We start from the raw sequence: 23,960 nt of genomic DNA, 5'->3' as shown, positions 1-23,960 counted from the left end.
GAGGACTGGGGATATGCTATAATGCTAAGGAAAAGAGGAAAGGAGCGGTCTTTTATGGGTAATGTAAAACTTGAAATGACAAAAGAACAATATGAAATTCTTGTTGAAATGGTGTTCTTAGGAACATGGATGGTCAATTCGACGAAATTGGAGCTGGATGAACAGTTCGAAGATGTAAGAGAACTTGTGTTGTCAAAATATAAAGAAGCGGATCTTGAGGATAAGGTTTCTTATCAGGAACAAATCGGTGTTCATGACCTTGATGTGGATTATGAATCAAAACTATTAGATACGCACGTGGAAGAATATGATGAGTTTAGCTTCTGGGATAAGCTGGTCGAGAAACTCGCCGAAAAAGAAATGACGGAAATCTACGGCCCGATGGACGGGAAGTTGACAGAAGAACAAATGGAAAAGCGGTTAGCTATTGAGGAAGAAATCGGTCTAAAACTTGAAGAGACAGGCGTGACGAAGCTCTCCTTTGAAGAATGAAGAAAAGCGTGATGACAGCATCACGCTTTTTGAGGCATTTTTTTCTTCGGTTCTGTCCACAGAGCAGCAATCGGCCTCGCCCATTGGAACGACCATTGAATGAGGGGCCCTAATAGCAAGGCGACAATCAATGTCCCAAAACCGACCGGGGCTCCGAGCAAAAAACCAATGAGAGCCATTCCGGACTCGGAGAAAATGCGCACCGTACTTTTTGACTGGTTGGTTTTTTCATTCATAATCATCATGAAGTGATCTAAAGGGATACGTGGGAATGGAGTTCGTAAATAAACAGAGATTCCCACAGCCGTGGCTAAGAGACCGAGTGAAAAAATGCCCCATTGAGCCCACCATGCTTCATACTCCATATTCTCAAGCATTCCGTATAGGAAGATATCTAATGTTCTTCCGCGGATGATAATTGGGATTAATGATTCGAATTTGGGTCGCTTATGCTCCAACTTTGCATTGACAAGTAATAGGATGACAAAAGCGACAATCATGACGCTTCCGACAGTGACAGGAAAATGCATGGAGAGGCCGACAGCAATGCTGTCTCCCGGACCGACTCCTAAACCGGATTTTATGATCAGCGCAAGGCCAAGACTTGAAACGACAAGTCCTGCAACATAGATGATAAACAGAAACAAATACTTCATAGGTAGACTCCTTTATGTGTCCACTTGTGCTCCGTTTATCATATCGTTTGGATTCTGTGATGTAAAGTTTCTGAACGGAGCGTTTGCCGATTGTTTAGAAGGGAAAGCAAGAAAGAGACTGGAAGAAAGGATGATACATATGCAGTACGCCGTTGTAACAGGGGCTTCTCGTGGCTTAGGAGAAGCGATTGCACGTCAGTTCATTTTAAAGAGTGTGAATGTGGTGGCTGTTTCCCGCTCAGGTAATGAAGAATTGAAGGACTTGGCAGATGAAAAAGGGGTGGATTTTCATCATGTCAGCTGTGACTTGAGTGACATAGACGATTTAAATCGAGGGCTTAATCAAATGGTCGAATATGTTTTCCACAAAGACACGCATTATGTTTATCTTGTCAATAATGCCGGGGTCATCGAACCTATTGATACAGTAGGTCAATTGGAAGCAGATGCTGTGCAAAAACACATGCAAGTCAATGTAACTGCGCCCATGCTTACCGTGAACCGATTCGTTAAGGAAGCGAATGAAAGAGACATCTCTCTTGGGATCATAAATATTACTTCTGGTGCAGCAGAGAAGACGATCCATGGCTGGAGTACATACAGCAGCTCCAAAGCAGCCATCAATCGTTTTACACAAACTCTGGCCCTTGAGCAGCAAGGGAGGGGTCACAGCATACTTGCCTATAGTCCAGGTGTTATCGATACAGACATGCAAGGCGAAATTCGTTCCTCTTCAGAGGATGCTTTTGCTGATGTGGAGAAGTTCCGCAAATTGAAAGAAGAAGGGGAATTACGCTCTCCTGATGAAGTGGCCAATGTATTGATGAACCTTTTAGAAGAACCGGATAAAATCGAAAATGGTCAGGTGTATAAGCTGTATGATTTAATAGGTAAATGAGTGAAGGAGCCCAGTGTTAAACCGGGCTCCTTTTAATATTCCAGCAGTTCAATTCTTGGAAATTGGTTGTGAGCTTCTACTCTTACCCGGCCTCCGATAGGGAAAGTGAAAATCGGGGTCGTATGTCCGAAGCTGGCATTATAGATGACTGGTATTTGATCGAGCTCTTTCTTAGAGTTGAGGATCTGAACAAGCGTTTCATCATCCATGTTTGATTCTTTTTGGAAGCGGCCGAATATGATTCCCCGTACACCATCGAAGTCAGGTTGATGGATCAAAGATTGTAAATCACGGTCGAAGGTGGCGGGGTCTGATAACAGGTCATCTTCAAGGAACAAGATTGTACCTTCGAGTGAAGGCATAAATGGCGTCCCCTGTAACAAGTTCAATGTACAAAGATTCCCACCTAAGGAGGTTCCTTCAGCTACTCCTTCATGAAGCACTTCATAGCCAGGGTTGGTGTGAAATTGTCGTTCGTGTTGATCCAAGTACCAGCGATCGTCACTCCAATCAAGCGCTGGGGGTATGTGTAGCTGTTCTGTTTTAGTGAATACTTTCATAAAATGATCGAACGTATAGTGGATACCTTTTTCCATGCCAAAAGTGGAGAAGTGAGGACCACTGTATGTGACCAGTCCTGTTTTTTGATATATCGTGTTAGACAGAGCCGTAATATCAGAATAGCCACAGAAAATTTTTGGATTCTTTTGGATGAGTTCAAAATCCAGATGGCTCAACAATTGGTTGCTGTCATATCCACCGAGAGTAGTTAAAATAGCTTTGACATTCGGATTAGAAAAAGCTTCGTGAATATCGGCAACTCTGTGATCGACAGGATTGGAGATGAAACGGCTGCTTTCTGCTGCATATGTACTAAAGGTTACCTTGAAACCCGCCTGATTCAATCGCTCAACGGCAAGATCCTGCTGTTCAGGTGCTACAATGGATAAACTTTTGGCGGGGGAGATTACTCGAATTTCATCTCCTTTTTTCAATTTCTCAGGAATCATGGATTTTCCTCCTTCGTTCATTAATAAATTACACAACTATACCAAAAAGTATGGTCTGCGTCCATCCACAATAAGAATATTTTGAAAATACTCCTGAAAGCGGATCGTATGTATAAGAAAGGAGGAGTTTTATGTTCTCAACCATTATCGGGATTATCCTTGTTGTTGTTTTTTTAGCTCTTATCTTCAGGTTTTTAGGCCAGTCCACGAGTAGTCGAACTCTTTCCTCTAAAAAAGATGACGCGACGTGGCAGCCTGGATTTCATCAGTTCGATCATTCAGATGGAGGTGGAGATGGGGGAGGCGAGTGAATCGTAACTCTCCATTCACTTTCTTAGAACGACTCCCTGAAAATGAGTGGGGCCATTTTCAACTTCATCCAATGGGATTTTGTGAAACGCTTCAAGCTTGAATTCAGTGCTCAGAAGAGATTGAAGAATATTGTCTTCATAAAAAGAGAAAAAGCGTTTAGGCTCATGAAAGTCTCCCTGCCAAATCCCTTCGTGGCTGATCCCGCCGTAAACTCCTAAATAAAAGAGTCCATCTTTTTTAAGAACACTCCGAATACCTCTGAGAACTTCAGGGAGATTCTCTTTGGGTACATGAAGCAGACAATTCAACGCCCAGACAGCATCAAAAGATTCTTCCGGAAACTGTAAGTCATCAAAGCTCATGACCTCTGCTTTCAAACCTTTTTCACGGCAGTGTTCCACCATTTCATCAGATAAATCCGTTGCGTAAACGTCGAGACCTTCCCGTGAAAAGAATAGACTGTCTTTTCCTGGTCCGGATCCAATTTCAAGCAACGAGTGTTTCTTCTCATCCCTTAATCTTTGCAAGAAAGCCATTCGCTCATCGATTTTCCAATCTTGTGTAGGTGATTGATTCCGTTGTTTCGACTGACGGTCATACGCTTCAGAGAGGTTCTTTTTTAGATCTTGCGGAATCAATGACTCTCTTCCTTTCTGTCATAAGTAATCGCAAGCATACCGTCTTGGTATGCTTTTGTCTCTGTAAGCTGCAATTCTTCTTCCTGGTCATGTTTTTGAAAAAGTGGAATGCCTTTGCCGATCAATGTTGGTTGAATGAAAATCCGGTATTCATCAATCAAGCCTGCGGATATGAAATAGTGAATCAGATTTGCTCCTCCGACGACCCAGATGCTTTTATTCTGTTCATTCTTCAGCATGTTCACAAGCGGGAGAATTTGTTCAGGCTGGAGGTATGTTGCGTATTCGTCGTGGCCTTCCCGCGTGTTACTAACCACATAGACATCTTTCATTTTGTAAGGGAACTCTTCAGCTAATTCAAAGATATGATCATACGTTTTTCTTCCCAAAAATACGGCATCAACTGTGTGGAAAAATTCTTCATATCCATAGTCTTCTTCTGTATCATCCCGCAGCCAGTCGATGCTGCCATCTTCTCTTGCGATGTAACCATCAGCACTTTGAGCAATGAATAAAGTGACTTTACCCATACGAACTCCTCCATTCTTTTGTCTTGTATTTCCAAGCCACTTCATCATATAATAAACGTAACTAAAAAAGAAGGGACTGACGGTTAAAGCAATGAAGTACTAATTCTGTTGCTAAACGAGTATGAGAATAAGAAACAACACTCGTTCCAGAAACAGGATTGGTCTGTCCTTTTTTAAAAGAAGGATTCTATTGCTTTAACATCACTCTTCACGTATGTTGTGGTGTGCCCAAAAGCGATGGCGGACTTAAACCTCTCTGGAACGATTCAGGGAGGTTTATTTATGTTAAACATGCATGCAGTCAATATACAATATCAGATCGGGAGCCGGGACATTCTGGATATAAAAGAATTGAGGATTCATGAAGGGGACCGTATTGGTCTAGTAGGAAGGAATGGAGAAGGAAAAAGTCTCTTGTTGCAGTACTTGTTAGGGGAACTCGATGTAGACCCTCAAGTGGAATGGCACACTTCCTATGCATGGCTGAAACAGATGAATGAAGAAGAATGGAAAACTTCCTCGATGAGTGGTGGAGAAAAAACACTCGCGCGTCTGGAGCAAGTGTTTGAAAAGGGCCATTCATTGCTTTTTCTTGATGAACCAACCAACAACCTGGACTGGGAGCATATCGAATCATTAGAAGAAGACCTTCTCCATCATAAAGGCGCCTATATCCTTGTTTCCCACGATCGAATGCTGCTCAATCGGTGCTGCAATAAAATCTGGGAACTTGAGCAAGGTGAGATAACAGAATACCACGGGGATTATGATTTTTATGAAGCACAAAAGGAACTTGAACGAAAGCAGAAATACGAAAAGCATGAACAGTATGTAAAGGAAAAGAAAAGAATAGAAGAAAGAATCCGCCAGAAGCAGTCCCAATCCAAGGGGATGAGAAAACCTCCGAAAAGAATGGGGAGCTCTGAGTGGCAGCTGGGAAAAAACAAAGCGGCGGCCCACCAAAAGAAGGTAGAGCGTGTCGGTAAGACCTTGGAACGCAGGTTGGATCGTCTTGAGAAGACAGAAAAGCCGATGGAATGGGATCAAGTGAAAATGGAGTTCAGTAAATTGAACCCATCAAGTAAAAAAGTATTGGGGACGGTGGGAGAAACTGAAGTCCAGGCGGGATCTAAGTTTCTTTTTACCAGCCCTAAATTGTCATTGAAGAATGGGGCGAAAACAGCCTTCATCGGTGGAAACGGAACAGGAAAATCCACCTTTATCCAACACCTTTTAAGAACAACGGAGTGGCTCTCTCCAGGAGTAGAAGTCGGGTACTTTCACCAGACTTTGGAAGATTTGCCCTTAGAGAAGAAAGTGTACGACTATGCAAGTGCAGGAAGTTTACTATCCGAAACTACCATTCGAATCATTCTTGCACGCTTACGGTTCTTTGCTGATGATATGAACAAAACCATAGCCCAGTTAAGTGGAGGAGAGCGTGTGAAGCTGTCTCTCGCGAAACTCATAGCTAGCGGGGCGACTTTCCTCCTGCTGGATGAACCGACAAACCATCTGGACCTCGAGGCTATTCAAGCTTTAGAAAGGTTGATTTGTGATTTCCCATGAACGATTCTCTTTGTGACTCATGATCGCACTTTCATCGAGAGAACAGCGGACCAATTATGGATGATTGAAGATTCGAGACTGAAAACTTTTGACGGTACTTGGAAGCAATGGGAAGAGTATGTACAGAATCCACCCGTTGCAGACAAAGAAGTCTATGACCAGATGGCATTAGAAACAAGATTGTCGGAACTCATCAGTCGACTGAGCATGCCTGGCCCGAATGATGATGTTGACGATTTGGAGTCTGAGTATCAACAAACGTTGTCCCAACTAAAGAAGCTGAAAATGGATTGAAAAAAAGCGACCATGGCCATGGTCGCTTTTTTTATGATAAGGAAGGTCTTTGTGTTCATCTCGCGATTGCTTTTCCAGGCTACCGAGCCCTCTCGACTTTCTTGGCCTCTTTGTTATTTTTCAAAAACATATAAAGCGAAGCACCAAAGATCGTGAAGTAACCGAGGATGCTAAAGATATCGGGTACTTGATCAAATAAAATGATACTGATGAGTGCTGAATAGACGACTGTGGAATAGAAAAAGATAGAGATCTCTCGTGCCGGTGCGAATTTGTAAGCGATGGTCAAGCCGAATTGTCCTAACGTAGCAAATGCACCAGCGGATAGTAGGTACACCCATTGTTTCAGGCTCATTGGTTCATAGAAAGCAATGGTGAAAGGGAGCAGGGTGACCGTTGTGAAAAATGAAAAATAGAAGACGATGGTATAAAACTTTTCTTTATCTCCCAAAACACGAAGCAAAGTATAAGCGCCAGCCGCAAACACAGCAGAGAAAATCCCTGCGAGATAAGGGATGAATTCCACTGAAAATGCCGGTTTAATAATGAACAGAGTACCAATAAACGCGATAATAATTGCGATGATTTGATACAAACGTGCTTTCTCTTTCAAGAAGATGGCTGAAAAAATAATTAACAGAAACGGGCTGAGTTTGTTAAGCATATCCGCGTCTGACAGCACGAGATTGTCAATGGCATAGAAAAACAAAACCATTCCGATCGTACCAAGTGCAGAACGTGAGAGCAGCAGCTTTTGGTTTTCCTTTTTACCAAATAAACGTTCTTTGTTGTATAGGACAAAACAAAAAGCGATAATGGCTGATACAATATTACGGAACAAAGTCTTTTGAACAGTCGGAACGTCTCCAGACAGCTTGACGAGTGCCGCCATCATAGAGAATCCGAAGGCAGATATGAGTAGAAGTATGATTCCTTTATTTCGATTGCTCATGATGGTTCCTCCAGTTGTACTTAGGTTGTGCAAAAAAAACACCTTTACCATCCTAATACAAAAAATCATTGAAAGAAAGCCAGATGCACTTCTACCACAAAAGCTCCCGTTAGTGGAAGACTCAGTTTCGAGACAATTGAGTGGTTCTAGGGGTTTCGAGAAAAGGTTCGCTTTCCATGGGGCGGGCGGTGAGCCTCCTCAGGCTACGCCTTCCGGGGTCTCACCTGTCCCACACGTCTCATAGGAGTCTCACCGTTTCCCTCCGCCCCTTTGCCATGAAAGATTCTCGAAACCACTCCTAAAAGGTCAGCTCGTATGATCATGGGAAGTGGATGACTAGTACACCTCAACAGTACATTAAAGCTTGATCCACAGCGCTTTACACCTCTAATAGTTTGATGATGGAAGAATCATCCAATTTGGTGCAAGGGATCGTTTTTCCCTTACACCGAATGTGGTAATTGGGAAAGCTGCGAGACTCCTGCGGGAATGGATGGACTGGCAAGACCCCACAGTGCGTAGCACGAGGAGGCTTGCCGTCATCCCCGCAGGAAAGAAAGTAGCTTCCCGACCACCCCTGACGCCCAACATAGCAACGAACCCCGGAAACAACATAATAGAACATAGTGGATTGTGTATATACACAACCTTAAAAAATGCGGTATACTTTGGGTAGTCAAGGAGAAGGAAAGGGCGATAGAAGTTGATATGTTCTCAACCAATATTTGAGAGAACGCGTGTCATAGAAAATAATCAGCAGCTTTATTTAGAGAAAGAAGACAAACTGAAGCTGTTTGAAACGAGGGTCGTGTCACCGAAGGAAACTTTTCCTCTTCATGCTATCCATGATGTTTCATATCGAAAATCTTCGCCCATGTATGGAATACTTTATCTGCATACGCACAAAGGTGTACGCGCTTATATGGTGAAAGAAGATCCTAGTCCTTGGATGAAAAAGTTAAAAGCCTATCTTAAAAGTGATATAAATTAAAGGATATAGGACGTGATGGAGTGAAAGTGATTGAAGAGAATGACCGTATTTATCTTCGGGAAGTCTTACTTGAAGATTGGTCAGCTTTTCACCCTTATTCATCGAATGAAGAGACGGTAAAACACCAGCCGTGGGGACCAAACACAGAGGAAGACAGTCTCTTTTTCGTCCGTCAAGTGATTATTGATCGAAAACAAAGGCATAGAAGCCGCCACGTGTTTACTATTATAGAGAAAGAAATCGACCGAGTGGTTGGTAATATAGAGATGAATATCAGAGACTGGGATGGTGTTGGGGAAATCGGCTTTATCATTCACCATGATTATTGGGGAAGAGGTTTGGCGACCGAAGCCGTTCAATTGATGGTCAATTATTGTTTTAAACACTGTGAACTTCAACGAGTGGTGGCAACATCAAATCCGGAGAATATCGGATCGATCAAGGTACTTGAAAAAGTCGGAATGATTAGAGAGGGAACTCTTAGGAAGGATTTGCTTGTGAAAGGGAAGTGGCAGGATTCTTGTGTCTACAGTATGTTGAGGGAAGAATGGATAGATAAAAGCGCAAGGCTTTAAGCCTTGCGCTTTTATTATGAGGCATTTAGTTTGTCATTGACTGTAAGTCGTTGGACAAGTTGAGAGCTGTCCTTATTCAATCCAACCATCTCAACATTAATATCACGTTCTTCATACTTCGTTACAAGTTTATCAATAGCAGCCACAGCCGAGTCATCCCAAACATGGGCATGGGTAAAATCGATGACTACATGAGATGTTTGAACATCATAGTCGAAATGCTTAATCAAGCTGTCTGTGGAAGCAAAGAAGACTTGCCCACTGACATGGTAAACCATTCTTTCTGCATTCTTGTCGAATACTTCCTCAACTTTTACTTTTGAGATCTTAGCAACGAAGAAAATAGCGCTCAAGATGACACCAGCAATAACACCTTTAGACAGGTCATGAGTTTGTACTACTGTACCAACGGTTACTACCATGACGATACTGTCTGTAATTGGCGTCTTTTTGAAGCGTGTGAGCGAGCTCCAATCAAACGTTCCGATGGATACCATAATCATGACTCCAACAAGGACGGCCATAGGAATTTGAACGAGGAGATCATTGAATACAATAATCAGCAGCATCATGAATATTCCTGCTACGAGTGTTGATAATCGTCCACGTCCGCCTGAAGAGACGTTAATAACGGATTGACCGATCATGGCACAACCAGCCATTCCACCAAAGAACCCTGAAACAACGTTAGCCATTCCTTGTCCTCTGGCTTCTTTGTTTTTATCACTCACAGTATCTGTCATATCATCTACAATCTGTGCAGTTAATAATGATTCAAGTAACCCTACAAAAGCAAGAGCTAATGAGATAGGGAAAATAATTTGTAGTGTTTCAAACGTCAATGGGATATCTGGTAGTAGAAAAATAGGCAACGTACTGGATAATTCACCCATATCTCCTACTGTTTTCAATCCAGCTCCTGTCGTAATGGCTATGATTGTCATTACAACAATAGCCACAAGTGGTGATGGAACGGATTTTGTAAACCTAGGTAGTATATAAATAATAGCTAATGAACCAACTACCATCGCATACATAGCTAACCCTGCCCCTTCAAAATGGACAAGTTGTGATGAGAAAATAAGAATGGCTAAGGCATTCACAAATCCAATCATGACAGACCTAGGAATGAACTTCATAAGCTGACCAATCTTCAATGCACCTAAAGTAAACTGTAGAATTCCCGTCAAAATTGTAGCAGCCAGTAGATACTCTAAACCATGGTCCTTGACTAAAGTAACCATCAGGACGGCCATAGCTCCGGTCGCGGCAGAAATCATACCTGGACGACCACCCATAAAAGCAATGACGACAGCGATACAGAAGGAAGCGTACAATCCTACCATGGGGTCGACTCCAGCGATGATAGAGAAAGCGATCGCTTCAGGGATGAGCGCCATAGCGACAACTATGCCTGAAAGCACATCGTTTTTTACGTTTCCAAACCATTGTTGTTTAATTGTTTCTGTGTTCAATTGCGCACCTCTTTCTATTATTTTTGTTTTGTATTGTCCGTGACAATACGGAAATCCGGCAAGAACGATCAGATTATATCACCTATAAGGGATATTACATAACCCCATGTAAGCGCATAAATAAATATTTCTCTCTTTTTTTCTCTCTTTTTCGCTTATATAGACCCAAACTATACAAAATTTATTTTATTGGTTGTTATTTAATGACAGTTTTTTTACCTTTATAATAAATGAACATGGTAAAATGAAAGCAATAGATGAATATGGACTGGGGGAATTCCGATGTATAAGAAGATATTAGTAGCTGCAGATGGATCCGAACACTCCATACGGACGGCCGAACGTGCTGCGGAGCTTGCCAACTTGCAAGGGGACGGAGAGATTACAATTGTTTATGTGATCGACGGCGAGCAATCGAAATCAGATGTTTTATCCGAAGGGGATCAAGTTTTAGTAGAACAGCGTCGGCAACGGAGGTTGAAACCAATTGAAGAAATTCTTCAGGAGAAAAATGCTTCGTATCAAATAAACATACAACATGGTGAACCGGGTCCAACGATCGTTAAATATGCAAATGAAAATAACTTTGATCTTGTAGTCATTGGAAGTAGAGGTTTGAACACCCTGCAGGAAATGGTATTAGGAAGTGTAAGCCATAAAGTGGCGAAGAGAGCGAAATGCCCAGTAATGATTGTGAAATGAGTTCATGATAACCTAAAAGGGGTATCAGAATGCTTCCAAAGCAGGTAACATTCTTGACTTTTTCTTTGGAGGCTAAATATCAATGGGACGATAGTGGAATATAAAAAAGCTCTGAGTTTTTACTCAGAGCTTTTTTAAAGTTTTAAACAATTTTATAGTATTTTTTTTGAACCATGCGATTCAGGAAATATTGGGTAATGGCAGTGATGATCAACAATATAAGGATCAGCATACTGCTCACAGACCAAACCCCTTCCAAGCCACTATTCCACAAAATAAGAATGACGACTCCGAAGACCGCAGCTTCCAGGGCTAGAGGAACAATTCCAATAAACCTTCCTTTAAATACTTCTCTCTCATCCGTCCAATTCAGCTTAGGACTGTATAAGTCGATCATAAGCCCAGCAATGCTTGCGACCCAGCCTGTAATTAAAGAAATTACAAACCAGAGCAGCCAGATGATAAAAGGTACTTTAAGGACGATTAATGCGGCCAAACTTAAAAGCAGGATGGAAAGTAAATTCATGAAAAAAGAAACGAGTAACTTGCTTAAAATGACCGTCGATGATGGAATCGGCAAGTACAAATGGTTGAACCAGCTCTTTCCATCTCTGGAAATGGAAGAAAAGGAGGCGGGGTTGATTCCAAGTGCGACAACTGTGAGCCCAAACATCCCTAGAATGACTTTCTTCCCTTCTATTACATTGAGCTGCGTGCCCCATCCTGTCAGTGGTCCGTTGGGGTCCAACAGAATAATAACAATCAAAAATATAGGAAAGAAAAGGCTCTGTACGACAATTTGTGTAAAGAAAGTCGGTGTTCGAAAGATGATACGCATTTCTTTTTGCCATAAGCTCGTTAATAGAGACTGCTGCTTTACATGCTTCTGAACTTTTTCCTCGTCAAACTCGCTGCGCTTCCCGCCGGATAACCCTAATACACCTTTAAAGTATAATTTTTGTCCAACTGTAAGGAACAACACAATCGCCACTAAAGATAAGGCGATAAACACTAAAAAGTAAAAAAGTCCAGTCCAGGACCCTATTTCAGTAAGTGCGATACTACTGAAGTAAGCAGTTGGGAAAAATTTCGTAACAAGTTCAAGGAGAGCGTTTTGCTGGGTCAACATTTCCGCGACATTAGCTGTACCTGAATCCAATCGTAGCAGTACATTGATCCCGATAGCAAAGGCAAACCCAAGGAGTCCAACGAGAACTTTCGTCCGATCTTTATTTCTTGAAATGTTAGCGAAACGCATGATAAACATTAAGACGATAGCAGTCAATACGAAAGGAATAATCGGCGTCAAAGCCCAGACGATGACCGCAAGTAGGTAATATAGAGCTCCAGCCCCACTATGTAAGCCATAAAATACGAGGGAAGGGAGCAGCAATATCGTATTTAAACCGTATAATGATAGAAATGGAACAGCAGATTTTCCGAATAATATTTGATACGGTTGAAAAGGTAAAGAAATAAATGACTCTACATCTTCGGCGAAGTAAAAAGAACTGAGTACAGTCCCTATACTTGTGAAACAGAAAATAAAAGTCATCATGACAAACAATAATCCAAGAATGACCCCTTCGCTTCCTAGTGGTTCAAGGGCAGCATACATGTTACCAATGATGCCCTGAATGAAAAATAAGATGAGCAGACCGAAAGGAATCATCATTAAACCAATGATGACAAACCCGAATTTTTCCGTGCTGCTTTTATTAGCCATGGACAACTGCATTTTGACCATGACACGCATCAATTTCCATGCTTTATTCATTCTGCGTCAGCTCCATGAACAATTGCTCCAGATTATCATCATCTTTAAATTGCTGTCTCATCTCAGCCATATTTCCCTTGAACTGCACATGGCCATTGTTAATGATTGCGACTTCATCACATAACTGTTCTACTACTTCTAAAACGTGGGTGGAAAAAAAGACGATTTTCCCTCTTCTGGCGTGGTCGCGCATCATTTCCTTTAGTGTGTAGGAAGACTTCGGGTCAAGCCCCGTTAACGGTTCATCAAGAATCCATACGTCTGGGTCATGAAGCAGTACACCACTGACAACAATCTTCTGTCTCATACCATGGGAGTAGGTCTGTATATGATCATTCAACGCCTCATAAATCCCGAAGCTTTTCGTCAAATGTTCAATTTTTTCTTTTCGGATATCTTTTGGGACTTCGAACACATCAGCAATGAAATTCAAATATTCGATTCCTTTTAACCTGAGAAAGATGTCAGAACGGTCAGGGACATACCCAAATTGATGCTTTGCTTTCATCGGTTCTTTCGCCACGTCGATACCATTCATAATGATCGAACCTTCATCAATGGGCAAGATTCCGGTCATCATTTTGATTGTTGTTGATTTTCCAGCTCCGTTCGGACCGAGGAAGCCGAAGATTTTACCATCTGGAACAGAAAGATCAAGGTCTTTCACCGCTTGCTTACCTGCGAAGCTTTTAGAGATGCGATTGATTTCTATCATAATTTCACCCTTTGCTTAAGTTGCTTTCCTCTTTTCTATACGAAAGAAAAGGGGAAATGTTTCAATTTTCCAACCCGCTGCCTTTATTCAATTCCTCTGCTTATTGAAGAATATGGCAGGATTGTGGAAGACTCAGTTTCGAGACTTTCCGGGGGTCGTTGCCCGGGTTGAGCGCCAGGGGTGGTTGGGACGCTACTCGCTTTCCTGTGGGGGAGTGGCAAGCTTCCTCGGACTTCGTCCTGCGGGATCTCGCCTATCTCCTTCTCCCACGGGAGTCTCGCAGCTTCCCAACCACCCCATTCGATATATGCGTGAAACGAACCCCTTACCGAGTATATGAATCTTTAACAAATCATGATCTATAGTCATAAAGCGCTCTTTAACATGCTTTTTTTATTCATAATAGCGGTGGAAATATGTATATGGCTTGTTTTCCTTAGAAGATAAAAGCTCCCTTTTCCGCAAGTGGTTTCGAGATACTTATATGGCAAAGGGGCGGAGGGGAATGGCGAGACTCCTGCGGGAAAAAAGTGCAGGGTGAGACCCCACAGGACGAAGTCCGAGGAGGCTCAAAAGAATAGAGGAAGTTCGATTAAGTTCGGCACGTCCTGTGCCAACATCGAACGACCCCACTTCGTGTGGAGCCCCGCGGAAAGCGAGCTATTCCCCGCAGCCCCATCCACTCAACAAAAGTCTCGAAACTGAGTCTTCCACAATAGGGAGCTTATGTGGAATTGTCTAATTGATTATAGAAAGAGGACCATATGATCTTCGTCTAAATAGCGATCAGGTAACTTGATGGCTTTTTCCTCTGTGCCGTACGTGTGGAAGCCGAGTTTTTTATACAACTCCTGTGCTGGGTGATTATCTGTAACTACGCTCAAATGAAGGACTTCCAGCTCAATGGCACGGGCAAATTGAATTAACTCGTTGATCAAAAGTTCTGCGCCACCTTTTCGTCTATGATCTTTGGTTATGTACATGGCTACAATGGAAGCTTTGTGGGAAAACTTTGGATGAGTTTCTTTCACTAAGGTGACGACACCTGCCAGCGTTTCCTCAACAAATAGCCCAAACGTACGGGAGGTCTCACCTTCAAGCCTCTCTGCAATGGTGTTGATCGGATCAGGCCGTTGTTTTTCCTGTTCATATGTAGTGATAAACGCATCAGGATTGGTGAGTAGCGCCTCAAGTCTCAAATCGTAATATTCTTTAGCATCCGCTTGATTCAATTCGCGTACTTGCATAGTCGATGACCTCCTTCGGTTGTTCCTAGACTAGCGAAAAACTATGGTAAAGTAAAGAGAGAACGTATTCAATGACTGAGGTGATCTTATGACTGAAAAGGAAAAGATGCTGGCAGGCCAATTGTATAAATCCTGGGACGAAGAATTGACGATGGAACGTTCACGCGCTAAACAACTGACGTATCAATTGAACCAGACGAAAGATACAGAAGACCATTATCGTAAGCAGTTGATTCAAGACCTTTTTGGTACGATTGAAGGGGAGATGGGACTCGAACCCCCATTTTATTGTGATTATGGTTACAATATTCATGTAGGGGACGGGTTTTTTGCTAATTACAACTGTGTATTTTTGGATGTCTGTGATATTCGAATCGGAAAAAGAGTGTTGATTGGCCCCAATGTCCAATTGTACACGGCCACTCATCCAATGGATCGAAAAACAAGGGCAAGTGGATTGGAGTCGGGCAAACCGATTACCATCGGTGATGATGTATGGATCGGAGGAAGTGCTGTCATCAACCCAGGAGTGACCATTGGAGAGAACGTCGTAATTGGCTCAGGGGCAGTGGTGACGAAAGATGTTCCGCCTAATGTGTTTGTAGCTGGAAACCCTGCAAAGGAAATTCGAAGGGTAGACTGAATTCAAAAGGGTAGTCGTTCCTCCAATTTTTCGTTATCATACTAGAGGATACATGCATACGTAATAGAAAAAGAGAGGATTGAGCAAATGATCAAACGTAAGAGTCAAAGAGAAATTGAAAAGATGCACGAAGCTGGAAAGCTTCTTGCGAGTGTTCATAAACAACTGCGCACGTTTATTAAACCCGGCGTAACGACTATGGAAATCGAAAATTTCGTTGAAAAGTACTTAGCCGAACGTGGAGCCACGGGTGAGCAAAAAGGTTACCAGGGGTATGAATTCACTACATGTGCTTCCATCAATGATGAAATCTGCCACGGTTTCCCACGCCAGGAAAAATTGAAAGAAGGCGACATCGTGACCATTGATATGGTCGTTAACTTGAATGGCTTTCTCGCAGATTCCGCTTGGACGCATGCCGTCGGAGAGATTAGTGAAGAAGCTCAAAAGTTGATGGATGTCACGAAAACTTCTCTTTATAAGGGGATTGAGCAAGCTGTACCTGGGAACCGCATTGGCGATATCGGCCATGCGATCCAGTCCTATGCAGAAGCAGAAGGTTATTCCGTAGTCCGTGACTTCACAGGACATGGAATTGGTGATTCCATTCATGAAGACCCTTATATTCCTCACTTTGGTGCTGCTGGAAAAGGAGCGCGATTGAAAGAGGGGATGGTTATAACGATTGAACCAATGATTAATATTGGTGCTTGGGGAAGCCAGATGGATGAAAACGACTGGACAGCACGTACGACCGACGGTTCGCTTTCTGCTCAATACGAGCATACCGTAGCCATTACAAAAGAAGGTCCTTTCATACTTACTGAACAGGACGAAGAATAAGCAAAAAGAAGGCTCTCCATTGAGCCTTCTTTTTTTATTGAAGAATATGGCATGATTGTTGAAGGCTCAGTTTCGAGATGTTTCCGGGGGGCGTTGCTATGTTGGGCGTCAGGGGTGGTCGGGAAGCTACTCGCTTTCCTGCGGGGATGACGGCAAGCCTCCTCGTGCTTCGCACTGTGGGGTCTTGCCAGTCCATCCATTCCCGCGGGAGTCTCGCAGCTTCCCAACCACCCCTTTCGGTGTAAGGGAGAAACGAACCCTTGTACCAAATTGGATGGGTCTTTCACTATCTAACTGTTAGAGGTGTAAAGCGAAGTGGATTAAGCTTTAACGTACTGTTGAGGTGTTCTAGTCATCCACCTCCCATAATCATAGAAGCTGACCTTTTAGGAGTGTTTTCGAGAATCTTTCATGGCAATGGGGCGGAGGGAAACGGTGAGACTCCTATGGGACGTGTGGGACAGGTGAGACCCCGGAAGGCGTAGCCTGAGGAGGCTCACCGCCCGCCCCATGGAAAGCGAACCTTTTCCCGGAGCCCCTAGAACCACTCAATTGTCTCGAAATTGAGTCTTCCAGAATAGGGAGCTTTAGTGAAGGAAGGTTGTTTCATTTAAGTAATAAAAAAAACTCCCCTATGAAAGGGGAGTTTTTTATACGTTCTTATTTTTGAACGTTAGCTGCTTGTGGTCCACGCTGACCTTCTTCAATTTCGAAAGTTACAACTTGTCCTTCTTCAAGAGACTTGAAACCTTCTTCTTGAATAGCGGAGAAGTGTACGAAGACGTCGTCTTGACCTTCTACTTCGATAAATCCAAAACCTTTTTCTGCGTTAAACCATTTTACTGTACCTTCAACCATGTACGTTACCTCCTGCGTGGAAAAACTCCACATTGTATTACTATTCTTGCTCTTCAAGTTCCATCAAGACGACATCTTACGAAACATCTTCTCTTGCATGAATCTGATCGAACAACGAATAATTAACCTTAGTATAACAGATGGACTAAAGGAATGAAAGCCCTGTTAGGAAAAAGTTTTCCCAACTACTGGGAATGTTCATTCCTGGGGCTGGGTGAGGTAAGCTTGATTCATCAAGGAGAATAGAGACTTCTCTACAATGGCATCGACCTCAGTGTTCTGAATGCGGGCGAGATCATAGAGTGGACGTCCTTGCTCCAATAAATGTTCAACGATCAGATAGCCGGTGTAATTGGCCTCTTTTTCAAAACCGGAAGCACCTGTACCTTTTGTAAACGAATAAAGGGCTTCATAATCGGTGCGGTGGAGGTGCGGTTGGATGTTCATCATGACACGGTTCGGTTCACGACTGCATTTTTCCTGTTCCCAGCATAATGGGAAGTCGATCATGCCGCTCTCTTCTAGGACTTCTTCGGTTGTGTGGGCTGCCATCCCTTCCCGGAAGATCAACTGCCCTAATGTTCGTGTATGGCTTGGAGCAAGTCCGGATTGGCTGCAGTGTACGACACGTGTCAACTCTTGAATCAATCGTGTCCGGCTGGATGATAGTTCGACAGGGAAGCAAAGGGTATAATGCTGGTTCTTTTCCATGATGAATGGATCTGTTTCAAACGTTCCAACAAAAAATATGACGGTCATTCTTACGGGCGATGTACAGTGGAGGATTTGTTTAATGGACTCTACATAACCATTCACCTCTAAAGGGCCAATATCAAAATATTGAATTTTGTCATAGACTTGTTCGTATCTATTCCATGCATAGTCAATCATTTCTTTAGCTAGCTGCCCTTGTTGATAGCCGGGTGGGGTGTAGGGAAAAGCATATTGATCGGTCCACAATTCATAGCGTTTGTGAAGCGGTGTTTGGGAGGCTTGGTCATAAAACGTAAGGAAACGATCCAACATTTGTTTGCATTTGACATCATCCATGATGATCCCTCCGAATGTTTAAGTATTAGTCAAAAATTCCAGGCGTTTCTTCCAAACGGTGTGTGCGTCTTTACCTATCCAAATCAAATGACTATCGGAGTCGACTTCAAAAATTTCGCAATCAGGTACGGAAGACTTCAATAATAGAGCATTCGTGTAGGGAACACTGCGATCTTTCTGAGAATACATACCAAGAACAGGTATCTGAATGCTGCTTATATCCGGGGTTTCGTGTTCAAGATCTGTGACAAATCCTCTTCCGGATTGAGAACTCGCTAGCATATCTACAATAAAACGGCGGTCGTTAGGGGTAAGGTTGTTCAAGTAATCTTCAACATTCTCTGTTGTCAAATCAGCAAGCAATTGTTTCAACACCAAATCAGGGAAAAATTTCAGCATGGTTCGGAGGCTACTCCAAACGATTTTTTCGGCTGGTCCAAAAAGGAGCGAGGCTCTTTTCTTGATATCACTTTCCCATGAAGTAAGGAGTGCTGCTTCAAGAAGCAAACGGTCCACCCGGTCTGGGTGGTGAACTGCTAGAGCAATGCCCGTAGGACCAGCCGCCGATATAGAGATGACATTCACTTTTTTTAGTTGGAGATGATCGAGTACTTCAACGATTGTATCGGCAAAATCCTCAGGAGTACGACCTGTGGAAACCTCTGTGTAATCGTAACCAGGGCGAGAGATCGTGAGTAGTGAGAACCCTTCATAAATTAGACTGCTGTGAGATAAGTCTGTATCTCTTGTGGAGTGTCCACCTTTCAATAACAAAACAGGAGGGCCGGACCCTTTATATGTAAACTCTACTATTCCTTTGGATGTATCGAGGAGCATCGTCGTCAATGGGTTCATCCCTTTCTTTCTTCATTTTTCCATACATTCAATATAAGCTATAATGAAAGAAAATGAAACATCAGACGATTCTGAAAAAGGGGGTTGAAAAATGAGAATTGTGTCGATTTGTCCTAGCAATACTGAAATTGTCGCTAATCTTGGGCAGACCCACCTGTTGGTTGGTGTCGATAATTATTCTGATTATCCCGAAGAAGTGGAACACCTTCCGAAGCTTGGTCCTGATTTATCCATTGATATCGAAAAGGTTGCTTCTCTGAAGCCGGACCTTGTATTAGCATCCTTGTCTGTGCCTGGAATGGAAAAAAACATTGAAGGGCTGGACGACTACGACCTGCCCTATATCATATTGAATCCGAACACGTTATATGAGATTTCTGAAGATATTCGTCGTGTAGGAAAGGCGATTGGAGTAGAAAAGATAGGAAATCACCATGCGGATGCTTTTTTGAAAGAATTGGAAGAGTTCAGACATTGTTCCAAGCAGGTGGAAAAAAAGCCTTCTTTGTATTGGGAATGGTGGCCGAAACCGGTATTCACACCAGGGAGATTGAACTGGTTGAATGAAATCAGTGAACTTTCAGGCGGGGTTAACCTCTTTTGTGATCAAGAAGTAGCCAGCTTTCAAACGGATTGGGAAGAAGTCAAAAAACGTGATCCTGATCATATATGTATGGTGTGGGTAGGGGTGAAGGAAGAAAAAATGAAGCCTGAACTTATTAAGAAAAGACCGGGGTGGTCTGAACTCAAAGCTGTAAAGCACGATCGTATTCATGTGCTGGAAGAGTCCCTTTTTTGCCGTCCAAGTCCCCGTTTACTTGAAGGACTTAGAAAAATTTTTGATATTGTCAAACACGAAAACAGCAAGTAATTGTACTTACTTGCTGTTTAGTGAAGCTTCCGTTTATGTTTAGGAACAGCCAGTTCTTTGAAATTAGCGGCTAGGTCGTTTAGTTGTTTGGAAAGCAGTTCTCCTTCCATCGGCAGACCGTGGCCGGTAATGGCTACTGATGGCTGAAGAGATGAGAGTTCTTTCACTGACTTTTCCGCTTCCTCCCAGTTATGAGTGAAGTATGCAGGCGGTCCGTGAACGTGCTGGTGTTGAATAAACACAGCCATACTGGATTCCTGTTTAACTGTAATAAAAGCATCACCTGCAATGAGCGTCTTGTCCTTATCTCGAAACAGAGCGATATGGCCCGGTGTATGTCCAGGTGTGTGAATGAAGCGCCACTCTTCAAGGAAAGGAATGCTTCCATCGTTTGGGAGCGGATGGATGTATTTACTCAAATCGGCTTGATGAGTGGGAAAGAAAGGCGATAGAAGCGAAAATAACCCGCCCCCGACGGTTGCATCGCCTACGGGGTAATCTCGTTTACCTGTGACATAATCCATTTCCATTGGATGAATGTATATAGGAACTTTCCATTTTTCTGCTAGTTGTTTTGCTGAACCGACATGATCGAAATGACCATGCGTTAAAATAATGGCTTTCGGTTTTGCCTGTCCATATCTCTTTTCCGCGGCTTCCATAATCCGTTTGCAATAATGTCCGATTCCACAATCAATGAGGACCCAATCATCAGCTCCCCTCTTTACCAATAAAGATAACGTTGACAATTAGCGTACGGTAAAAGGCGATATCATCCAGTACTTGTTCAGCTTCTGCATGCCCCATATGATATTCTTCGTTCGAATGATCCTCATGTTCCATTTGATCCATGCCCATCACCTCAATCTCCCAGTGTTTTTATTTAGTGTAAGTCAGAAAAGGGGAATTATTCACCGTCCCTTGCTTTAACCATTAGAGGCTCGTGCTGCCGTGACCGTACCAGGTGCCGGACACCCATTTCCGGTGTCCGGCACCAAAGCGTGTGCGTCCGGTGCCAAACTTCACGCAGAAAAAAAAGGACCGCCTCTAAGGGGAGAGGCGGTCCTTTGTCTATTAATTCGCTTTATCAAGTGGTTGAACCTTCGCTTGCTTTGGGGTTAGGGTTTTCCCTGTCATTCCAAATAAAATGGTGAGCAAAGGGCTGAGTAAGCAGAAGAAAGCAAATGGCAGGTAATCAAGAACAGGTACACCGAGAACACCGGATAGGAAAACACCACACACACTCCAAGGTACAAGCGGGTTGATGACGGTTCCGGCGTCTTCTAGTGTTCTGGACAAGTTCTTCCTTGCTAGTCCTGCTTTTTCATAAATGTCCTGAACTGGTAAGCTTCTCCTGTAAGCAAAATGGACAAATATTGTTCACCAATGGCAATGTTGATTCCGATTGCTGTAAAAGCAGTGGACAGCGTAGCGGATCGTGCTGATTTTAGCGACTCCTGTACGCGGGTTAATATCGAAGGAATGATTCCGGTAACAAAGAACAGTCCCCCAAGAGCTAGGGCAAGAATAACTAGAGATACCGTGAAGAGCATGCCGTTCATTCCACCTCGTGTCAAAAGTTCGTTGACTATGTCATTTCCGGAATCTCCCTGGAAGCCGTCAAACCATGTCCCGAAGAGAGCGCCCCACTCCATGACACCGCGGAAGCCGGCGATTAGTGTGGCGACAATACTGCTGATGGCAAGGGATAGAAAAGCCGGGCGTTTGGTGACTGTCATAAGCACAAGTAAAGCCAATGGAATCCATGAGGTCCAGTGCATCAAGCCTGTTTCACTAAGACCGGCTTGGAAGGTGTTCAGTTGCTCAACGTCTGGTCTTCCGTCTGGAGACAGAATCATGAACAGGATAAAGGTAATCACAAAAGCAGGAACCGTAGTCCATGCCATGTTTTTAATGTGGTCAAACAAATCGACTTTAACAACAGTGGATGCCAGGTTGGTCGTATCGGATAGTGGGGACATTTTGTCACCAAAGAATGCCCCGGATACAATGGCTCCAGCTGTCATGGCTAAGGATACATCCATCGATTGAGCGACACCGATGAGCGCTACCCCAACCGTCGCTGCTGTTGTGAATGAGCTGCCTAAGGCAACACCGACAACAGCTGTTACAGCAAACACAATCGCTAAAAACCATGGGCCTCCAGCTAGAAGAAAGCCTGCATTCATCAATACCGGGATGGTTCCGCTTGCCATCCAGCTCGCAATTAAGACACCAATGACAAAGAATAGAAGTACAGCCCCCATTCCTGTCTGCGCTCCTTGAGTCATTCCGTACTGTAGATCTTTAAAGCTCATTTTTTTTCAAGGACCCATAGGCGATCATAATGAGAATTCCGATTAGGATCGGGATGTGTGGAACGGTTTGTACTTCAATAATGAAATAACTGATCATTCCAATGGTTACGAGTAATAGTAATGTTGATTCAATGATGCCTGGTAGCTTTTTTGGCTGCAGGTGAAGCATATGAATTCCCCCTCAATGTTTATTATTCTGTACTTTCTGGGCGGTGTTAATAAAAAATGAAAGCCCCGCCCCTGAACAAACAGGGACGAAGCTTTCACTCCGCGGTACCACCCTTGTTGGTAAATTTCTTTACCCACTCTGTTGGTGTATCATTTGGTCTGGAATTCTGTAATTCGATGGAAGGACGCCCAAGTTCACACCAACCACTTGGTCTCTGTTTTGCTGCTCTCGAACCATCTACTTCGGAACTCATGATACGATCTATTCTTTTTTGCTTAAACGCTTTTAAGTAGTGAAGTATTGTGAGTTTATAATAGAACACTTTTAATATGATGTCAACGAATTTTTTTACAAGGCGATGCTTCAAATTGTTCCGTTCGTTGTTGTATAATAGTGGAAATTTGGATGGACTGGGGGAGGAAGGATGGAACCACAAGTTATTCGTACAACGGCTTCTTCTACTCGTGTACATATGATCAAAAAAGGGATGATTGCGGGTTTCCCAATCATGCTGGGCTATCTACCCATCGCTTTGACTTATGGTGTGTTAGCGAGCCGGACAGGTATGACGAATCTTGAGCTTACATTGATGAGTGTGCTTGTGTTCGCTGGCGCTGCTCAATTTCTAGCGGTAGGGATGGTAGCGGCAGGGACAGGGATAATCGAAATCATTATTGCTACATTTGTTCTGAATTTCAGGCATTTTGTCATGAGTTTATCTTTCGTCAACCGTTTGAAAGGTGTGGCCCTGAAAGCAAAACTTCCTCTCTCCTTAGGTTTGACGGATGAAACTTTCACGATGTCCGCTCTGTATAAGGACGAAGCAAAAGAGAAATATGGGGGCTTATTTTATGCTTCTTTAATATTGACCGCGTATTTATCGTGGGTGGGAGGGTCTTATCTTGGTGGTGTTTTAGGCGATGTCATGCCAGCGAGGTTAAGTGACAGCATGGGGGTAGCCTTATATGCCATGTTCATTGGCCTTTTGATTCCATCCGTGAAAAAGGATTTTAAAATTGCCGGTATCGCTCTACTTGCGATGTTGATCAATTTTATTTGTCAAACTTGGGGAATGAGTCAAGGTTGGGCTATTGTTATAGGTACTGTTCTTGCAGGATTCAGCGGAATTTGGATACTTGAGGATGAGGAGGTGACGGAATGATCATTTGGATGGTTATCGGGATGGCAGTCGTTACAGCTGTTCCGCGGTTTTTGCCCGCATTGATCGTAGGTTTTGTCACTTTCCCAAAATGGGTGGACCGATGGCTTAACGCCATTCCTTACGCTGCACTCGGAGCACTGATTTTTCCTGGTATCATGTCAGTAAAGCCCGATGCACCACAAGTCGGTATCATAGCAGGTTTGGTAGGGATATTACTTGCGTGGTTAAATGTCCATATTATTTTCGTAGTGCTTGGAGCCATTACCTCTGTATTCTTGATGACATTATAATCACACCTGCCTAGAAGGTGCATATCGTATAGGGATACTTCCGAGAAAGGAATTGATCGTTATGCACC

General features: G+C 43.2%; 26 protein-coding genes and 1 pseudogene. 12 read left to right on the top strand and 15 right to left on the bottom strand.

The annotated features are described in order from the left end of the window. Positions 1-54 precede the first annotated feature (54 nt). Positions 55-492 carry a hypothetical protein gene (locus LC065_RS19630; protein ID WP_226587859.1) on the top strand — a complete coding sequence of 146 codons (438 nt, stop codon included), beginning with the start codon at positions 55-57 and terminating at the stop codon, positions 490-492. A gap of 20 nt (positions 493-512) precedes the next feature. On the opposite strand, the gene LC065_RS19625 is transcribed toward LC065_RS19630, so the two are convergent. Next, positions 513-1,148 carry a YczE/YyaS/YitT family protein gene (locus LC065_RS19625; RefSeq protein WP_226587861.1) on the bottom strand — a complete coding sequence of 212 codons (636 nt, stop codon included), beginning with the start codon at positions 1,146-1,148 and terminating at the stop codon, positions 513-515. Between the two features lie 139 nt (positions 1,149-1,287). Between LC065_RS19625 and LC065_RS19620 the strand changes: the two genes are divergently transcribed. Next, positions 1,288-2,046, top strand: a complete 759-nt coding sequence (locus LC065_RS19620; RefSeq protein ID WP_226587863.1) for a (S)-benzoin forming benzil reductase — start codon at positions 1,288-1,290, stop codon at positions 2,044-2,046. 32 nt (positions 2,047-2,078) lie between these two features. Here the strand turns inward: LC065_RS19620 and LC065_RS19615 are convergent, their stop codons facing one another. Beyond that, positions 2,079-3,056, bottom strand: coding sequence for a S66 family peptidase (locus LC065_RS19615; protein ID WP_226587866.1), 978 nt, complete (start codon positions 3,054-3,056; stop codon positions 2,079-2,081). A 131-nt stretch (positions 3,057-3,187) separates the two neighbouring features. Between LC065_RS19615 and LC065_RS19610 the strand changes: the two genes are divergently transcribed. Beyond that, positions 3,188-3,367, top strand: a complete 180-nt coding sequence (locus LC065_RS19610) for a hypothetical protein (RefSeq protein WP_226587868.1) — start codon at positions 3,188-3,190, stop codon at positions 3,365-3,367. Positions 3,368-3,382: 15 nt separating this feature from the next. Here the strand turns inward: LC065_RS19610 and LC065_RS19605 are convergent, their stop codons facing one another. Both LC065_RS19605 and LC065_RS19600 read right to left on the bottom strand, forming a co-directional pair. Continuing rightward, a complete protein-coding gene (locus LC065_RS19605) occupies positions 3,383-4,006 on the bottom strand; it encodes a class I SAM-dependent methyltransferase (RefSeq protein ID WP_226587870.1) in 624 nt (207 codons plus the stop codon). Further along, positions 4,003-4,536: a dihydrofolate reductase family protein gene (locus LC065_RS19600; protein ID WP_226587872.1), complete on the bottom strand. Its 534-nt coding sequence runs from the start codon at positions 4,534-4,536 to the stop codon at positions 4,003-4,005. Before LC065_RS19600 ends, LC065_RS19605 begins: the two co-directional genes overlap by 4 nt. Positions 4,537-4,818: 282 nt before the next feature. Between LC065_RS19600 and abc-f the strand changes: the two genes are divergently transcribed. Next, positions 4,819-6,105 carry a ribosomal protection-like ABC-F family protein gene (abc-f, locus tag LC065_RS19595; protein WP_306163653.1) on the top strand — a complete coding sequence of 429 codons (1,287 nt, stop codon included), beginning with the start codon at positions 4,819-4,821 and terminating at the stop codon, positions 6,103-6,105. 12 nt (positions 6,106-6,117) lie between these two features. After that, positions 6,118-6,399, top strand: coding sequence for a hypothetical protein (locus LC065_RS19590; RefSeq protein WP_306163652.1), 282 nt, complete (start codon positions 6,118-6,120; stop codon positions 6,397-6,399). A gap of 79 nt (positions 6,400-6,478) precedes the next feature. Here the strand turns inward: LC065_RS19590 and LC065_RS19585 are convergent, their stop codons facing one another. Then, a complete protein-coding gene (locus LC065_RS19585) occupies positions 6,479-7,351 on the bottom strand; it encodes a DMT family transporter (RefSeq protein ID WP_226587876.1) in 873 nt (290 codons plus the stop codon). A 1,011-nt stretch (positions 7,352-8,362) separates the two neighbouring features. On the opposite strand from LC065_RS19585, the gene LC065_RS19580 reads away from it, so the two are divergent. Beyond that, a complete protein-coding gene (locus LC065_RS19580; RefSeq protein ID WP_226587877.1) occupies positions 8,363-8,917 on the top strand; it encodes a GNAT family N-acetyltransferase in 555 nt (184 codons plus the stop codon). Between the two features lie 14 nt (positions 8,918-8,931). Here the strand turns inward: LC065_RS19580 and LC065_RS19575 are convergent, their stop codons facing one another. After that, complete coding sequence (locus LC065_RS19575) at positions 8,932-10,392, bottom strand: SulP family inorganic anion transporter (RefSeq protein WP_226587879.1); 1,461 nt, start codon at positions 10,390-10,392, stop codon at positions 8,932-8,934. Positions 10,393-10,674: 282 nt separating this feature from the next. On the opposite strand from LC065_RS19575, the gene LC065_RS19570 reads away from it, so the two are divergent. Continuing rightward, positions 10,675-11,094 carry a universal stress protein gene (locus tag LC065_RS19570; protein WP_226587881.1) on the top strand — a complete coding sequence of 140 codons (420 nt, stop codon included), beginning with the start codon at positions 10,675-10,677 and terminating at the stop codon, positions 11,092-11,094. A gap of 142 nt (positions 11,095-11,236) precedes the next feature. On the opposite strand, the gene LC065_RS19565 is transcribed toward LC065_RS19570, so the two are convergent. The 3 genes from LC065_RS19565 to LC065_RS19555 form a co-directional block, all read right to left on the bottom strand. Further along, complete coding sequence (locus tag LC065_RS19565; protein ID WP_226587883.1) at positions 11,237-12,871, bottom strand: putative ABC transporter permease subunit; 1,635 nt, start codon at positions 12,869-12,871, stop codon at positions 11,237-11,239. Next, positions 12,864-13,586 (bottom strand): ABC transporter ATP-binding protein, encoded by a 723-nt coding sequence (locus LC065_RS19560; RefSeq protein WP_306163651.1) that lies wholly within the window; start codon positions 13,584-13,586, stop codon positions 12,864-12,866. Before LC065_RS19560 ends, LC065_RS19565 begins: the two co-directional genes overlap by 8 nt. Before the next feature lie 746 nt (positions 13,587-14,332). Beyond that, the gene (locus LC065_RS19555; protein ID WP_226587885.1) at positions 14,333-14,833 is read right to left on the bottom strand and encodes a GNAT family N-acetyltransferase; all 501 of its coding nucleotides are present in this window, start codon (positions 14,831-14,833) and stop codon (positions 14,333-14,335) included. An 88-nt stretch (positions 14,834-14,921) separates the two neighbouring features. Between LC065_RS19555 and LC065_RS19550 the strand changes: the two genes are divergently transcribed. Together LC065_RS19550 and map are read left to right on the top strand one after the other, a co-directional pair. Then, the gene (locus tag LC065_RS19550) at positions 14,922-15,476 is read left to right on the top strand and encodes a sugar O-acetyltransferase (RefSeq protein WP_226587887.1); all 555 of its coding nucleotides are present in this window, start codon (positions 14,922-14,924) and stop codon (positions 15,474-15,476) included. Between the two features lie 87 nt (positions 15,477-15,563). Next, complete coding sequence (gene map, locus LC065_RS19545) at positions 15,564-16,319, top strand: type I methionyl aminopeptidase (RefSeq protein ID WP_226587889.1); 756 nt, start codon at positions 15,564-15,566, stop codon at positions 16,317-16,319. Between the two features lie 660 nt (positions 16,320-16,979). On the opposite strand, the gene LC065_RS19540 is transcribed toward map, so the two are convergent. From LC065_RS19540 to LC065_RS19530, 3 genes are all read right to left on the bottom strand, one after another. After that, positions 16,980-17,177 (bottom strand): cold-shock protein, encoded by a 198-nt coding sequence (locus LC065_RS19540; protein ID WP_035510016.1) that lies wholly within the window; start codon positions 17,175-17,177, stop codon positions 16,980-16,982. 198 nt (positions 17,178-17,375) lie between these two features. Further along, a complete protein-coding gene (locus LC065_RS19535; protein WP_306163650.1) occupies positions 17,376-18,227 on the bottom strand; it encodes a hypothetical protein in 852 nt (283 codons plus the stop codon). An 18-nt stretch (positions 18,228-18,245) separates the two neighbouring features. Next, positions 18,246-19,082, bottom strand: coding sequence for an alpha/beta fold hydrolase (locus tag LC065_RS19530; RefSeq protein ID WP_226587893.1), 837 nt, complete (start codon positions 19,080-19,082; stop codon positions 18,246-18,248). Between the two features lie 91 nt (positions 19,083-19,173). On the opposite strand from LC065_RS19530, the gene LC065_RS19525 reads away from it, so the two are divergent. Beyond that, complete coding sequence (locus LC065_RS19525) at positions 19,174-19,953, top strand: cobalamin-binding protein (protein WP_226587895.1); 780 nt, start codon at positions 19,174-19,176, stop codon at positions 19,951-19,953. Between the two features lie 17 nt (positions 19,954-19,970). Here the strand turns inward: LC065_RS19525 and LC065_RS19520 are convergent, their stop codons facing one another. The 3 genes and pseudogenes from LC065_RS19520 to nhaC form a co-directional block, all read right to left on the bottom strand. Further along, positions 19,971-20,684 (bottom strand): MBL fold metallo-hydrolase, encoded by a 714-nt coding sequence (locus LC065_RS19520; RefSeq protein ID WP_306163649.1) that lies wholly within the window; start codon positions 20,682-20,684, stop codon positions 19,971-19,973. Continuing rightward, on the bottom strand, positions 20,665-20,811 hold the full coding sequence (locus LC065_RS19515) for a hypothetical protein (protein WP_306163648.1): 147 nt from the start codon (positions 20,809-20,811) through the stop codon (positions 20,665-20,667). Before LC065_RS19515 ends, LC065_RS19520 begins: the two co-directional genes overlap by 20 nt. Positions 20,812-21,027: 216 nt before the next feature. Continuing rightward, positions 21,028-22,440: pseudogene (gene nhaC, locus LC065_RS19510) on the bottom strand (Na+/H+ antiporter NhaC). A gap of 424 nt (positions 22,441-22,864) precedes the next feature. Here nhaC and LC065_RS19505 point away from each other — a divergent pair. Both LC065_RS19505 and LC065_RS19500 read left to right on the top strand, forming a co-directional pair. Beyond that, complete coding sequence (locus LC065_RS19505; RefSeq protein ID WP_226587899.1) at positions 22,865-23,602, top strand: AzlC family ABC transporter permease; 738 nt, start codon at positions 22,865-22,867, stop codon at positions 23,600-23,602. Then, positions 23,599-23,892: an AzlD domain-containing protein gene (locus tag LC065_RS19500; RefSeq protein WP_226587901.1), complete on the top strand. Its 294-nt coding sequence runs from the start codon at positions 23,599-23,601 to the stop codon at positions 23,890-23,892. The genes LC065_RS19505 and LC065_RS19500 overlap by 4 nt, the downstream gene beginning before the upstream one ends. Positions 23,893-23,960: the final 68 nt, after the last annotated feature.

Source organism: Halobacillus litoralis (genome assembly GCF_020524085.2).
GTDB classification, from domain to species: domain Bacteria; phylum Bacillota; class Bacilli; order Bacillales; family Halobacillaceae; genus Halobacillus; species Halobacillus litoralis_E.
The sequence above is the reverse complement of the archived record's forward strand: the minus strand, read 5'-3'. Positions and strand labels throughout refer to the sequence as shown.

Excerpts from the sequence above, each read along its gene's own strand:
- LC065_RS19500 (WP_226587901.1), top strand. The coding sequence starts at position 23,599 with ATGATCATTTGGATGGTTATCGGGATGGCAGTCGTTACAGCTGTTCCG.
- abc-f (WP_306163653.1), top strand. The coding sequence starts at position 4,819 with ATGTTAAACATGCATGCAGTCAATATACAATATCAGATCGGGAGCCGG.
- LC065_RS19535 (WP_306163650.1), bottom strand. The coding sequence starts at position 18,227 with ATGGATGATGTCAAATGCAAACAAATGTTGGATCGTTTCCTTACGTTT.
- LC065_RS19530 (WP_226587893.1), bottom strand. The coding sequence starts at position 19,082 with ATGAACCCATTGACGACGATGCTCCTCGATACATCCAAAGGAATAGTA.
- map (WP_226587889.1), top strand. The coding sequence starts at position 15,564 with ATGATCAAACGTAAGAGTCAAAGAGAAATTGAAAAGATGCACGAAGCT.
- LC065_RS19615 (WP_226587866.1), bottom strand. The coding sequence starts at position 3,056 with ATGATTCCTGAGAAATTGAAAAAAGGAGATGAAATTCGAGTAATCTCC.
- LC065_RS19620 (WP_226587863.1), top strand. The coding sequence starts at position 1,288 with ATGCAGTACGCCGTTGTAACAGGGGCTTCTCGTGGCTTAGGAGAAGCG.
- LC065_RS19625 (WP_226587861.1), bottom strand. The coding sequence starts at position 1,148 with ATGAAGTATTTGTTTCTGTTTATCATCTATGTTGCAGGACTTGTCGTT.
- LC065_RS19610 (WP_226587868.1), top strand. The coding sequence starts at position 3,188 with ATGTTCTCAACCATTATCGGGATTATCCTTGTTGTTGTTTTTTTAGCT.
- LC065_RS19600 (WP_226587872.1), bottom strand. The coding sequence starts at position 4,536 with ATGGGTAAAGTCACTTTATTCATTGCTCAAAGTGCTGATGGTTACATC.
- LC065_RS19565 (WP_226587883.1), bottom strand. The coding sequence starts at position 12,871 with ATGAATAAAGCATGGAAATTGATGCGTGTCATGGTCAAAATGCAGTTG.
- LC065_RS19525 (WP_226587895.1), top strand. The coding sequence starts at position 19,174 with ATGAGAATTGTGTCGATTTGTCCTAGCAATACTGAAATTGTCGCTAAT.
- LC065_RS19570 (WP_226587881.1), top strand. The coding sequence starts at position 10,675 with ATGTATAAGAAGATATTAGTAGCTGCAGATGGATCCGAACACTCCATA.
- LC065_RS19505 (WP_226587899.1), top strand. The coding sequence starts at position 22,865 with ATGGAACCACAAGTTATTCGTACAACGGCTTCTTCTACTCGTGTACAT.
- LC065_RS19540 (WP_035510016.1), bottom strand. The coding sequence starts at position 17,177 with ATGGTTGAAGGTACAGTAAAATGGTTTAACGCAGAAAAAGGTTTTGGA.
- LC065_RS19585 (WP_226587876.1), bottom strand. The coding sequence starts at position 7,351 with ATGAGCAATCGAAATAAAGGAATCATACTTCTACTCATATCTGCCTTC.
- LC065_RS19630 (WP_226587859.1), top strand. The coding sequence starts at position 55 with ATGGGTAATGTAAAACTTGAAATGACAAAAGAACAATATGAAATTCTT.
- LC065_RS19560 (WP_306163651.1), bottom strand. The coding sequence starts at position 13,586 with ATGATAGAAATCAATCGCATCTCTAAAAGCTTCGCAGGTAAGCAAGCG.
- LC065_RS19550 (WP_226587887.1), top strand. The coding sequence starts at position 14,922 with ATGACTGAAAAGGAAAAGATGCTGGCAGGCCAATTGTATAAATCCTGG.
- LC065_RS19515 (WP_306163648.1), bottom strand. The coding sequence starts at position 20,811 with ATGGGCATGGATCAAATGGAACATGAGGATCATTCGAACGAAGAATAT.
- LC065_RS19555 (WP_226587885.1), bottom strand. The coding sequence starts at position 14,833 with ATGCAAGTACGCGAATTGAATCAAGCGGATGCTAAAGAATATTACGAT.